Origin of the sequence: Corallococcus sp. AS-1-12, assembly GCF_020036995.1 — a bacterium.
In the GTDB taxonomy this organism is placed as follows: domain Bacteria; phylum Myxococcota; class Myxococcia; order Myxococcales; family Myxococcaceae; genus Corallococcus.
In genome coordinates this window covers 181866-193756 of the sequence record NZ_JAIQDD010000005.1, presented here as the reverse complement: position 1 = coordinate 193756, position 11891 = coordinate 181866, and the positions used below count along the sequence as shown (strand labels likewise).

Here is an 11891-nt window from a genome sequence, read left to right as displayed (position 1 = left end):
CGAGGAATCATGGCTGGCAACGCGCAAGCGCCATTCCACATCCTGCTCGTCGAGGACGAGCCCGTCATCCGCGAGCTGGTGCGCTCCATGTTGAGCGACGGCGCGGTGGACGTGGTGTGCGCGGCCAATGGCCTCGAAGGCCTGAAGCTGGCCCGCGACCGCGACTTCCACCTCATCCTGATGGACGTGGTGCTGCCGCAGTTGGACGGCGTCTCCGTGTGCCGCATCCTGAAGAGCGACCCGGTCACGGCGAAGGTGCCGCTCTACATGCTCACCGCGAAGGCGAAGAAGTCGGACGTGGAGAGCGCGACGCTGGCGGGCGCGGACGGCTACATCCACAAGCCCTTCCGCGGCGCGGAGCTGATGGACCTGGTGGAGCGGCTGCGCGCGGCCCGCTCGGCCGCGGACTGACGCGCTCCACCGGCCGCCTTACGGCAGGTGGGGGTGGAGGAAGCGGGCCAGGGCGATGAGGTCGTCCCAGTCCAGCTCGCCGAACTCCAGTGCGACGCCGTCCACCTCCCGGCGGCGGATGGTGCACATGGTGACCAGCTCCCGGTCGCCCGGCAGCGGCAGGGCGATGGTGAGCGCGCGCTGCGAGTCCGCCGGGTGGGCCTGGAGGAACAGGCCGTTCATGGAGATGTCGCGCGCCTGCGCCGTCACGGTCCGGCCCGACAGGAGCACCTTCACCTGGAGCCGGGCTTCGACGCGCGGGTGATAGCGCTCGCGCTCGTTCGGACGGGGACCATTGGAGGGGTTCATCATCGGGGGCTCACCTTCGGGTGCGACAGGACGCGACAACTGTGAAGCAGGTTGGCGCGGTGGCAAGTTTTCGGGTCTTCCCCAGCCGTCCCGCGCCGTGGACGTGGAGCGCGCGCACTGGAGACGCCTGACGCGAAGCGGACGGAGCGCGCCCCTGTCGTTTCAAGGGGTTGGCCCTTGGCACGGACGGTGGAAGGCAGCCCCGGCGAATCCCTGCCGGAGGCACCCCTTGGAAGACCGTCGCATCCCGTCGTTGAGCATCGCCCCGTCCATCGCGCGCCAGACGCCGAAGACGGAGTTCGGCCCCACGCTGGCGCGAGCGGCGCGCGAGGTGGTGCGCACGGGCGCGGGGCTCGTGGGCGGCATGTTGCCGTCGGGGGCCATCTCCAGCGCGGTGGTGTCCTCGCTGGCGGGCACGGTGTCCGCGGCGGTGCCGGCCGAAGCGGTGTCGTCGGTGCCGGCGGCGGGCGGCGCCTCCGCGATGTCGGCGCGCGCGAGCACTGCGGGGATGGCGGCTTCGACGGGGAGCGCGGCGGCGGGGCAGGGGGACGCGTGGGACCTGCTGGAGGCCCAGAAGCTGATGGCCGCGGACGGCCAGAAGTTCAACATGGCCTACCTGTCGCTCCAGAACGAGATGCAGAAGGAGAGCCGCGAGCACAACGCCCTCTCCAACATCATGAAGGTCCGCCACGACTCGGCGAAGGCCGCCATCAACAACATCCGCTGAGGCGCGTTCGCGATGGCCATCGACAAGTTGGGAGCCGTGGGCGGCGCGGGCCCGTCGCCCGCGGTGGAGTCCGGCAGGGAGACGTTCGGCAAGGTGCTGGAGGGCGTGCGCACGCCACCGTCGCGCCCCGTGCCGGTGACGACGGAGGGGCCGCCGAAGCCGGTGCGCACGCCCACCGAGGCCACCGCCGGCACGTCGCGTGCGGACGGGGTGGAGCGGGCGAAGGCGGGCTGCGCGGAGGTGAAGCCGGGGGCCCGCGTGGACTCGGCCCAGGCCGCGCGCGGTCAGCAGGCGGTGGAGGTGCTGGACCGGGTGGGGCAGGCGCAGCAGCGGCTGGACCACATCCTGAAGCTCGCCGAGTCCGGCCGCACGTTCAGTCCCGCTGAGCTGCTCGCGCTCCAGGCCCACGTCTACCGCGCCAGTCAGGAGCTCGATCTCGCCGGCAAGGTCGTCGAGAAGGCCACCGGCGGCGTCAAGCAGGTCCTCCAGACCCAGGTGTGAGGAGTCCTCTCTTCCATGCGTTCCGCTCCCCTTCGTTGTCTCTGTCTCCTCCTGCTCCTGGGCGCCTCGGCGTGCCGGGAGCGCATCCAGCACGGCCTCGACGAGCGTCAGGCCAACGAGCTGCAGACGGTGCTCGTCGAGCGGGGGCTCGACGCGCGCAAGGTGCCCGAGCCGGGCAAGAAACCCACCTGGGCCATCGAGGTGACGGACGCGCAGTCCTCGGACGCGGTGCGCATCCTGGCGGAGCTGGGGCTGCCCCGGCTCGCGGCGGAGACAGGCTGCGACGTGTTTGGCGGGAGCGGGCTGGTGCGCTCGCCGCTGGAGGAGCAGGTCTGCCGTGTCCGGGGGATGGAGCGGGAGCTGGAGAAGACGCTCCAGACGGTGGACGGCGTCCTGCTGGCGCGCGTGCACCTGGTGGTCCCACCGCCGCCGAGGCCGGGACAGGCGCCCGCGCCCTCGAAGGCATCGGCCATGCTGCGCACGGCGCCCGGCGAGGCAACCCGCGTCCGCAAGTCGGCGGACACATTGCGTGAGCTCATCGCGGGAGGCGTGGAGGGGCTGTCACCGGAGGCGGTCTCGCTGCTGGTGGACGAGGTGACGACGCACGTGGAGGCGCCGTCCCCGAAGGGAGGTCCCGTCCCGCTGCGGCTGCGCGTGGTGCTCGCCCTGCTGGGCGTGCTGGTGACGGGGCTGTCCGGAGCGCTCGTCTGGACGACGCTGCGCTGGAGGCACTACCGGGCCCTGTCGGAGCAGCCGCCCGCCGCGCCGCCCGCACCGCCCACGCCCGCGAGGCCGGTGGTGACGCCGGGCTCCACGCGCAAGCTGGCCTGAGCACGCGCCATGGACGTCACACGTGTGGGACGGGTGCTGCGCAAGGCCCGGAAGCTCCTGCCCGCGAGGAAGGAAGCACCACGGGCCACGGTGGCGGAGGTCACGCTGCCCGCGCTGTCCCTGCCGTTGGAACGCATCGCGCTGGTCGTCTGTGTCCTGGCGCGGGACCGCGCCGCGGAGCTACTGGGGGGGCTGGTGGACGCCGAAGCGGGCAGGGCGCTGCGCCACCTGGAGCGCTTCGCCGCCATGCCCTCCGCCCAGCGGCAGGGCAAGGTGGCGCTGGAGTTCGGCGAGCGGGCGGACGGCGCGCACCGTCTGGCCCTCTTCCTGGAGGCAGCCCCCGAAGCCCTGCGGCAGGAGGCCCTCCGCGGCCTTCCGCCGTACCACCGCAGCCGCTTTCCCCAGTGGGAGGGCGCCGCATCGCGAGCGGATGCCGCTCCGGCCCTGACGGCGCTGGCGGAGCGGCGCATCCGCGAAGCCCTGCGCTGAGCGTCCCCGGGCGTGGAGGGCCATCCCGAAGACGGACCTCCACCCCCTGCCAACACCCTGATTCCACGAGCCGGCCCCCTGGCCACGGCCGTGCACAGGGGACGTGTGTCCCATCGCCGTCCCGGAGCTCCGGATGCAAACGAACCCAGTCAGGTCCCCCAGCGCCGCGAAGAAGCCCACGCGACCGTTCCGCCCGGGAGCGCGCCGGCTGACGCGCGCCCACCTGGTGTTGGACCAGCGGCCCCAGGTGGGGCGCTGGGGCGCGGAGCTGCTGCGCGACGTAGGCGCGGCGCTGTCGAGGGACCTGGGGGCGGCGGTCAAGGTGGAGGGGCACCTGGTGCCGGCGGCGGTCCAACCGGAGCGTGAGCTGGCGGTGGGAATGGTGTTCGCGCTGGTGGAGCTTTCGGCGGGGGGCACCGCCATCGTGGAGCTGGAGGTGCCGCTGGTCTTCGCGGCGCTGGCGAGGCTGGCGGGGACGGGGCCGCGGCCGGCTCCCGTGGCGGAGCTGACGCGGCTGGAAGAGTCCACGCTGGTGTACCTGCTGCTGTCGGCCCTGGCCGCGATGCGCGGGCAGGGCGAATGGGTGCGAAGGCTGGGACCTCGTCTGTCCGCGGTGTCGATGCGGCGCGCTGACGTGCTGACGCGGGTCGACCCGAGACAGCCCTATGTGGCGGTGTTGCTGACGGCGACGGTGGAGGGCGCGACGGTGGGCGGCCGGGTGCTCCTGCCCGCCCGTGCCGTGCAGACCGCGTTCCAGGAGCTGCCCGTGGAGTCAGCAGGCGCGGTGGCGCCCCAGGTGCTGGCGGCGTCGATCCCCGCGCGCTGCCTCATGGGGCGCAGTCCATTGCAGGACTCGGCGGTGGATGCGCTGGCTGCGGGAGACGTCGTGCTCTTCGAGGGCGTGCGTCTCCGGGACGGTCGGGTGGAGGGCCAGGGCCAGTTGATCACCCGGGGCTTCGCGCTCCGGGGCGGGTTTCTCGCGGAAGGATTTTCGACGGGGAGCGTGCACGCGCGCGCGGCCCTACAGGAGTCGGACATGGTGGCGACGAACAAGCGGAGCGAGGCGATGCCGCCGCTCCCGGTGGATGTGGAGATCGAGCTGACCCGGTTGATGTTGCCCCTGGCCGAGCTGGCGGCGCTCAAGCCGGGCACGTTGCTGCCGCTGCACGTGAACGCGAGCAGCCCGGTGCTGTTGCGCGTGGGCGACCGCGTGGTCGCGCGCGCGGAGTTGGTGGAGATCGAAGGCGAAGTGGGCGCCCGCATCCTGGCGTTGCTGCCGTGAGCGCACCCGTGAACACGCTGCTGTCCTCCTTTTCGCCCCGCGGCAGGTTGCTGTTCGCGTCGGCCCTGCTCGTGGGGCTGGCGACGCTCGCGCCCCTGGGGGGCCTGTCGCTGGTGGGCACCTCGCGCCTGCTGATGGGTTCGATGGCGCTGGCCGGACTGGGCTGGGTGCTGCTCCGCAAGGGAGGCGTGGCCAGGAGTGCCGACGCGGCCTCTCCGGCGCCCTTGAGCATCGTCTCGAGGACGGGGCTTTCCCAGCGCTGTGGCCTCGCGCTCGTGGAAGCGGAGGGACGGCGGTACCTCGTGGCCTACGGCGACACCTTCGCGCAGATCCATGAGACCCGCGCCAATCCCATGCCGGCGATGAAGTCCCGGTTCGACCTGGACCTGGAGCCGACGGTGCTCTTCCCCCGTGCGCGACAGCCCAGGACGGCGTGCGGCGCGCTCCGGAAGCGGGGTGGGGGATGAAGGCCCTCGGATGGGGATGCGGCGTGCTCCTGCCCGCGAGCGCCTTCGCCGCGGAGCAGTCCCTGTCGCAGGCGTCCTATGCCGGCAGCCCGCTGGCGATGATGGGGATGCTCGCGCTCCTGTCGCTGCTGCCGTTCGCGGTGCTGATGCTGACGAGCTTCTCGAAGATCGCCGTGGTGCTCTCCCTGGCCCGCTCGGCGATGGGCACGCAGCAGGCACCGCCGACGCTGGTGCTCACGGGGCTGGCGGTGGTGCTGACGGGGCACATCATGGCGCCGGTGATGGAGCGCATGTACGACGCGGGACAGGCGGCGTACGACGAGGTGCATTCCGGAGCGCAGATCCTCTCCGCCGCGAAGCAGGTGACGGAGCCCCTGCGCGCCTTCCTCATGAAGCACGGCGGTCCGGAGGAGCGGGCCCGCTTCGTGGACCTGGCCCGCGAGCTGCGTCCTCCGGAGGAGTCCGAGCAGGTGCAGGAGACGGACCTGTTCGTCGTCATCCCGGCCTTCGTCATCACCGAGCTGAAGGAGGCCTTCCAGATTGGCTTCATCGTCTTCCTTCCCTTCCTGGTGCTCGACATGGTCATCGCCAACGTGTTGCTCGCGTTGGGCATGCAGACGTTGTCGCCGGGCCAGGTGAGCCTGCCCTTCAAGATCCTCCTCTTCGTCGCCGTGGATGGCTGGGCCCTGCTCGCGCGGGGACTCATCCTCGGCTACCGGTGACGCCATGACCCAGGACGTCCTGCTCACCCTGGGGCGTGAAGCCCTGCTGTTGATGGTGCTCGCGTCGCTGCCGCCCATCGGCGCGAGCCTGCTGGTGGGCTTCCTGATGAGCCTCTTCCAGGCGACGACCCAGTTGCAGGAGAGCTCGCTGTCGGTGGTGCCCAAGCTGTGCGCGGCGGTGCTGTCCCTGGTGCTCGCGGGGCCGTGGATCGCCGGACAGCTCACGCGCTTCACCCAGCAGCTCCTCATGCTCATCGCGGAGGTGGCGCTGTGAACCCGGAAGCGTTGGGCGAACAGCTCCTCGCCCTGGGGCCGCACATGGTCGCGGTGGCGCTGTGCGCGGCGAGGCTCGTGCCCATCGCGTTCCTCTGTCCATTGCTGGGAGGCCAGGCCGCGCCGACGACGGTCCGGCTGGGACTGGTGCTCGCGCTCTCGCTCTTCCTGCACGTCGAGGCGGGCGTGGAGTTCCGCGGCACGGTGGAGACGCCGGTGGTGATGGCGGCGCTCGTGGTGCGTGAGCTGGCCTACGGCGTCTCCGTGGGGCTCGTGGCCGCGCTGCCCTTCGACGCGGCGAGGATGGGCGGCCGTTTCATCGACCTGTTCCGGGGAACCTCCGCGGAGGCGAGCCTGCCGCAGGCGGGCAGCCGTGAGTCGGCCACGGGCGACGCGCTGTACCACCTGCTGGTGGCGAGGGTGGTGTCGGGCGCGCTGTTCCCCGTGGTGCTCTCCGCCCTGCTGCGAGGCTTCGGAGTGGTTCAACTGGGGGCCTTCGTGCCCACGGAGGCCTCGGCCCTGCACGTGGTGGTGATGGTGGGCGGCGCCATGGCCACGGGGCTCGCGGTGGGCGCCCCGGTGGCCGCCGCATCGCTCGCGGTGGACTGCTTCCTGGGCATGGCTTCGAGGGCCGCGGCCCAGGTGAACCTCCAGGAGCTGGGGGCTCCGCTGCGCATCCTCGGAGGCGGCGCGCTCTTGTGGTTGGGCGTGGGCCTGCTGTGTGAGCGGCTGCTCGCGGGCGTGGCCTCGACGGAGGGCGCGCTGGCGCTGCTGGGCGAGGTCTCCCGGTGAGCGGCGAGAAGACGGAGCAGCCCACCGCGAAGCGGCTGCGAGAGGCCAGGCGCAAGGGGCAGCTTCCGCGCAGCCGGATGTTGACCTCCAGCGCGACGACGCTGGGCGGGCTGCTGGGCTTCATCGCCTTCGCGCCCGAGGGCTTCGCTCGGCTGAAGGACTGGACCGCGCGGTTGATGCTGGAACAGGCCGCCGCTGGCGCCTGGGAGGAGGGGGCCTGGGTCGCCGCGCGATTGTGCGGCCCTGCCCTGGGCGGAGCGCTCGTGGCCTCGCTGGCGGTCTCCGTGGCCACCGTGGGCTTTGAAATGGACGCCCGCCATGCCGCGCCGAAGCTCGAGCGCATCAACCCCGCCGCGGGCCTCAAGCGCCTCTTCAGCGTCCGGCCGCTGCTCGAAATGGGCAAGGCGCTGTTCGTGGCGGCGCTGCTGGGCCTCATCGTCTGGAACGAGGTGGAGGACGTGGGCCCCGATGCCTTGCGGACCGCGTGGCTCGAGGGGACCCGGGGAATGGAGTTCCTGGTCGGCCGATTGGCGGCGCTGGTGACTCGACTGTCGTGGGTGGTGCTGGGGTGCGGCGCCGTGGACTACGCGCTCGCCCGCCGCCGTCACCGGCGCGAGCTGATGATGACCCGCGAAGAGGTCAAGCGGGAGCACAAGGAGAGCGAGGGCGACCCGCGTCACAAGGGCCAGCGGCGGGCCCTGCACCGCCAACTGGCGCAGGGCGGTCCGGCACGTGGAGTGCAGAAGGCCACCGCCGTGATCGTCAACCCCACGCACATCGCGGTCGCGCTCCGCTACGACGCGGGCGAATGCGACGCGCCCTACCTCGTGGCCAAGGGCCGCGAACAGGACGCGCTCGCGCTCAAGGAGGAGGCGCGCCGGCAGGGCATCCCCGTGGTCCGGGACGTGCCGCTGGCCCGCAGCCTCATCCACTTCGACATCGGAGAGTCCATCCCCGAGGAGCTGTACCAGGCGGCGGCCGTCGTGTTGCGGACCGCGATGGAGCTTCGCGAGCCGGACGACCGTCCACGGAGACAGACGTGATGCCCCCATTCCTGAAGGTCTTGCTGAAGGCCCGTCAGTCCTCAGACGTCGTGCTCGCGGTGGCGATGGCGGCGGTGCTGGGGGCGCTCATCATCCCGCTGCCGGCATGGCTCCTCGACATGGGGCTCGCGGTGAACCTGGCCGCGGCGGTGGCGCTGCTGGTCGCGGCGCTGAACGCGAAGGACGCGCTGCGGGTGACGTCGTTCCCCACGCTGCTGCTCTTCACCACGCTGTTCCGGCTGTCGCTCAACGTGTCGTCCACGCGGCTGGCGCTCTCCGAGGGCCACGCGGGTGAGGTCATCCAGGCCTTCGGCGAGTTCGTGGTGCGAGGCGACTACGTGGTGGGCGCGGTGGTGTTCGCCATCCTCACGCTGGTGCAGTTGCTGGTGGTGACCAAGGGCGCCGAGCGCGTGGCGGAGGTGTCCGCCCGCTTCACGCTGGACGCCATGCCCGGCAAGCAGATGTCCATCGACGCGGACCTGCGCGCGGGCGCCATCGACCAGACGGCGGCCCGGCGCAGGCGGCGCGACCTGGAGCGCGAGTCCCAGATGTTCGGCGCCATGGACGGCGCGATGAAGTTCGTGAAGGGCGACGTCGTCGCGGGCCTGGTCATCGTCGCGGTGAACCTGCTGGGCGGCACCCTCATCGGCGTGTTGCAGAACGGCCAGTCCTTCTCCGAGGCCGCCGCCACCTTCGCCCTCATCGCCATCGGCGACGGGCTCGTGTCCCAGGTGCCCTCACTGTGCATCGCAGTGGCCGCGGGCCTCGTCGTCACGCGGGTGGCGTCGGAGAAGGAGGAGGACTCGCTCGGCACGGAGATCGGCTCGCAGTTCTTCGGTGACTTCCGCACGCTCGCCACCGTCGCGGGCCTGTGCGTCGCGCTGGCCTTGATGCCGGGCATGCCGCACCTGACCTTCCTCGCGTTGGCGGCGGGCCTCGGCGGGCTGGGGTATGCGCTGCGGCGCAAGAGCCAGTCACCGGAGAAGTCACCGACGAAAGAGGGCGCCTCCCCGGAAGCCGCGATGCCCGCTGGCGCCGCGGGCAAGCCGCCGGAGAGCGCGAATGCACCCGTGGGGGTGACGCCGCTCACGCTGGACCTGTCCTCGCAGTTGACGCCGCTCGCGGAGGCTGACGGAGGCGCCTTCGTGCACACCGTGCTGAACGCCGTGCGCGACGAGCTGTTCTTCGAGCTGGGCGTGCGCATCCCTGGCATCCGGGTGCGGACCCACGCCGCCTACCTGGGCCCGGGCGAGTACCGCATCCTGCTGGACGAAGTGCCCGCCGGTGGCGGCGTGGTGCAGCCCGGCGCCCTGTACGCGCTCGTTCCTCCCGGCGAGCTGGCCTTCCTGGAGGTCCAGGCGGAGGCGTCGGTGGAGCCCGCCAGCGGGCGGCCCATCAGCCGCGTGGGGGAGGGGGCCCGTTCCCGGCTGGAGCTGGCCCAGGTGCCGGTGCGCAAGCCCTCGGAGCTCATCGCGGACCACCTGCGGGCCGTGCTGCGCCTGCGCGCCGCGGCGCTGCTGGGACTCCAGGAGGTGCAGGGACTGCTGGAGGGACTGGAGGCCCAGTCGCCCGTACTGGTGAAGGAGGCGCTGCAGAAGGTGCCGCTCCCGCTGCTGGCGGACGTGCTGCGGCGGCTCGTGCAGGAGCAGGTGAGCATCCGCGACCTGCGCGCCATCCTGGAGGCGCTCGTGGCGCCCACCACCGAAGGCGACGCCACGGCCCTGGCCGAGCGCTGCCGTCAGGCCCTGCACCGCTACCTGAGCCACCAGTTCGCGCCCACGGGCCCGCTGTACGCGTACCTCGTGGACCCGGAGGTGGAGGAGGTGCTGCGCGCCAGCGGTCCCCGGGGGCCCGCGCCGGAGCCGGAGCGCATCCTGGAGATTCTGGAGGGGGTGCGGCTCATCGCCAACGGGGGCCGGGCGGTGCTGCTCACGGCCCCGGACATCCGCCGGCCACTGCGCAAGCTGTGCGAGGGACCGTTCCCGGACGTGGCGGTGCTCACCTACGGCGAGCTGGACGGAGACCTGCAGATTCGCCCCATCGGCCGGCTGTCGCCGGTCGCCGTGGGGCGCTGAAACCTAGAGGGTGCCGGTGCCGCTGCTGCCCTTGAACTCGGAGGAGGGCGGCAGGTCCGACTGGGCCTGCAGCGGCGCGGGGCGGTTGACCCGGTCGCGCAGCTCCTTGCCCGTGCGGAAGAGCAGGCCGCGCTTGGGCTTCACCGGGATGACCTGGCCCGTCTTCGGGTTGCGGCCCTGGTAGCCCTGGTAGTTCTTCACGTGGAAGGCGCCAAGCCCGCGAATCTCGATGTTCTCCCCGCGGCAGAGGGCGTCCTTCATCGACTCGAAAATCGTCTCGATGGTCGCCTCCGCCTGCTTCTGGGTCACGCCTCGTTTGGCGACGAGGATGTTGATCAGATCGGACTTGAGCATCGGACGCTCCCGCAAACCCCGTGACCCCTTGGTGACAGGGCTCTCTGGCCCGTGGTCGAGTCCCGAATACATAACAGAACACCTCCTCCTTGCAAGCCGGGTAGGCTCCCAACCCTCTAAAAACGTTACGGATTTCCGCCGCTGGCCGCTGCCTTGGGGGCCTCTGGGGCGGGCGGGGCGAGCAGCCCCGGGCGCAGCGGTGTCACCAGGTCCAGCCACCGGGTGCGGCGCAGCAGGTCGACCCCGGCACAGTCGGCCGCCTGGAACAGCGGTTCGAACTGTTCGAAGCCCGGGGCCCTGGGCCCCGTCCAGGTCTCCGGGCCGCCGGAGATCATCACCCCGTGCACGGCGAGCGTGGTGTCGGCGAGGGTGATTTCGGCGGGATCCCTCGTGGGGCGCAGGCCGCCCCGCCGCGCCCGCTCCAGCAGGCGGGCCTCCACCAGACGGTCCACCACCTCGTGCACCAGCGACTCCGGCACGCGCAGCCGCGTGGCCAACTCCCGGGGCAGGGGCGGGGTGCGGCCATCCACCCAGCACAGGGTGACGTCCTGGGCGACGCGCGCGGCCACCAGCTCGTGCGCGCGCGGGTGGCCGCCGAAGGCGAAGAGCGAGTCGCGGAAGGAGACGTGCTCCACCGCGTAGGACAGCCGGGCGCCGAACAGCATCACCAGCCAGCTCACGTACACCCAGGCGAGGAACAGGGGCAGGGCGCCCAGCGACGCGTAGAGGGGGTTGTAGAGGAAGCTGCGCGCGGCGAACTCGGCGTACACCTGCTTCGCCAGCATCCAGCCCAGGCCGGCCACCAGTCCGCCCGCCAGCGCCGAGCGCACGCGCACGTGGGCATACGGCGTCCAGAGGTACAGCAGCGTCAGGCTGCCCATGGCGATGAGCGTGGTGCCCACCCCGATGAACAGCGGCGCGGAGGGCGCGTAGGTCTGCAGGAGCACGCGGACCCGGCCCGTGCCGGAGAAGGAGATGGCCAGGAAGATGGGGCCCAGGAGCAGCAGGCCCGCGTAGATGGCCAGCCGCGTGAGCCACGGGCGCTGGCGCCGGATGCCCCACAGCTCGTTCACCGCGCCGTCGATGTGGCGCAGCAGGGAGCCCGCCGACAACAGCACCGCGAGGAAGCCCACGCTGCCCACCGCGATGGAGTCGCCCGGGTGCAGGAACCGGTCGAGCAGGGCGGCGGACTCCTCGCTGACCCCCGGCGCCAGCACCTCGGAGATGACGAAGCGCAGCTTCCGCTGGAACTGCTCCTGGTGCAGCGTGCGCAAGAGCACGATGCCCACGGTCAACAGCGGCACCAGCGAGAACATGCTGATGTACGTGAGCGCGGCGGCGCGCAGGCGCAGGTTCTCGCCCATGAAGCCGCGCGCCACGGTGCGCCCCGCGAGGAAGATGTCCGCCGCGAAGCGGCCCGCCGACGTGGCCCCGAGGGGCGCCCACGCGCGGGCCGCTGTCTGGACCGCCCAGGCCCGCGCGCGCACCAGCGAACGCCGCACGCCCCAGGACAGCTTCCGGAGCCTCACGACGCCCTCCCGGCGCGCTTCCAGCCCGGTGCGTCCAGGTCGCGGGA

Annotated in this window: 15 protein-coding genes; 12 read left to right on the top strand and 3 right to left on the bottom strand. The window is 72.0% G+C overall.

Annotated elements, in window-relative coordinates; all coding sequences use genetic code 11:
• Positions 1-9 precede the first annotated feature (9 nt).
• A complete protein-coding gene (locus K8556_RS10475; RefSeq protein ID WP_223739895.1) occupies positions 10-411 on the top strand; it encodes a response regulator in 402 nt (133 codons plus the stop codon).
• Between the two features lie 18 nt (positions 412-429).
• On the opposite strand, the gene K8556_RS10470 is transcribed toward K8556_RS10475, so the two are convergent.
• The gene (locus K8556_RS10470; protein ID WP_014398934.1) at positions 430-762 is read right to left on the bottom strand and encodes a PilZ domain-containing protein; all 333 of its coding nucleotides are present in this window, start codon (positions 760-762) and stop codon (positions 430-432) included.
• A gap of 226 nt (positions 763-988) precedes the next feature.
• Here K8556_RS10470 and K8556_RS10465 point away from each other — a divergent pair, with 226 nt between their 5' ends.
• From K8556_RS10465 to K8556_RS10415, 11 genes are all read left to right on the top strand, one after another.
• Entirely contained in the window at positions 989-1486 is a 498-nt protein-coding gene (locus K8556_RS10465) for a hypothetical protein (protein WP_223739894.1), read from the top strand.
• A 12-nt stretch (positions 1487-1498) separates the two neighbouring features.
• Complete coding sequence (locus tag K8556_RS10460) at positions 1499-1987, top strand: ATP-dependent helicase HrpB (RefSeq protein WP_223739893.1); 489 nt, start codon at positions 1499-1501, stop codon at positions 1985-1987.
• 15 nt (positions 1988-2002) lie between these two features.
• Positions 2003-2818 (top strand): flagellar M-ring protein FliF, encoded by an 816-nt coding sequence (locus K8556_RS10455; RefSeq protein ID WP_223739892.1) that lies wholly within the window; start codon positions 2003-2005, stop codon positions 2816-2818.
• Between the two features lie 9 nt (positions 2819-2827).
• Positions 2828-3307, top strand: coding sequence for a hypothetical protein (locus K8556_RS10450; RefSeq protein ID WP_223739891.1), 480 nt, complete (start codon positions 2828-2830; stop codon positions 3305-3307).
• Between the two features lie 133 nt (positions 3308-3440).
• Positions 3441-4589, top strand: a complete 1149-nt coding sequence (locus K8556_RS10445; RefSeq protein WP_223739890.1) for a FliM/FliN family flagellar motor switch protein — start codon at positions 3441-3443, stop codon at positions 4587-4589.
• Positions 4586-5056, top strand: a complete 471-nt coding sequence (locus K8556_RS10440; RefSeq protein WP_223739889.1) for a flagellar biosynthetic protein FliO — start codon at positions 4586-4588, stop codon at positions 5054-5056. The genes K8556_RS10445 and K8556_RS10440 overlap by 4 nt, the downstream gene beginning before the upstream one ends.
• Positions 5053-5778 carry a type III secretion system export apparatus subunit SctR gene (gene sctR, locus K8556_RS10435; RefSeq protein WP_223739888.1) on the top strand — a complete coding sequence of 242 codons (726 nt, stop codon included), beginning with the start codon at positions 5053-5055 and terminating at the stop codon, positions 5776-5778. The genes K8556_RS10440 and sctR overlap by 4 nt, the downstream gene beginning before the upstream one ends.
• A gap of 4 nt (positions 5779-5782) precedes the next feature.
• Positions 5783-6052, top strand: a complete 270-nt coding sequence (locus K8556_RS10430; RefSeq protein WP_223739887.1) for a flagellar biosynthetic protein FliQ — start codon at positions 5783-5785, stop codon at positions 6050-6052.
• Complete coding sequence (locus K8556_RS10425; protein WP_223739886.1) at positions 6049-6843, top strand: flagellar biosynthetic protein FliR; 795 nt, start codon at positions 6049-6051, stop codon at positions 6841-6843. Before K8556_RS10430 ends, K8556_RS10425 begins: the two co-directional genes overlap by 4 nt.
• Positions 6840-7886: an EscU/YscU/HrcU family type III secretion system export apparatus switch protein gene (locus K8556_RS10420; RefSeq protein ID WP_223739885.1), complete on the top strand. Its 1047-nt coding sequence runs from the start codon at positions 6840-6842 to the stop codon at positions 7884-7886. Before K8556_RS10425 ends, K8556_RS10420 begins: the two co-directional genes overlap by 4 nt.
• On the top strand, positions 7886-9961 hold the full coding sequence (locus K8556_RS10415; RefSeq protein ID WP_223739884.1) for a flagellar biosynthesis protein FlhA: 2076 nt from the start codon (positions 7886-7888) through the stop codon (positions 9959-9961). Before K8556_RS10420 ends, K8556_RS10415 begins: the two co-directional genes overlap by 1 nt.
• 3 nt (positions 9962-9964) lie before the next feature.
• On the opposite strand, the gene K8556_RS10410 is transcribed toward K8556_RS10415, so the two are convergent.
• Entirely contained in the window at positions 9965-10315 is a 351-nt protein-coding gene (locus K8556_RS10410; protein ID WP_043321998.1) for an HU family DNA-binding protein, read from the bottom strand.
• A 125-nt stretch (positions 10316-10440) separates the two neighbouring features.
• Positions 10441-11844: a YhjD/YihY/BrkB family envelope integrity protein gene (locus K8556_RS10405; RefSeq protein ID WP_370639908.1), complete on the bottom strand. Its 1404-nt coding sequence runs from the start codon at positions 11842-11844 to the stop codon at positions 10441-10443.
• Between the last annotated feature and the right edge of the window lie 47 nt (positions 11845-11891).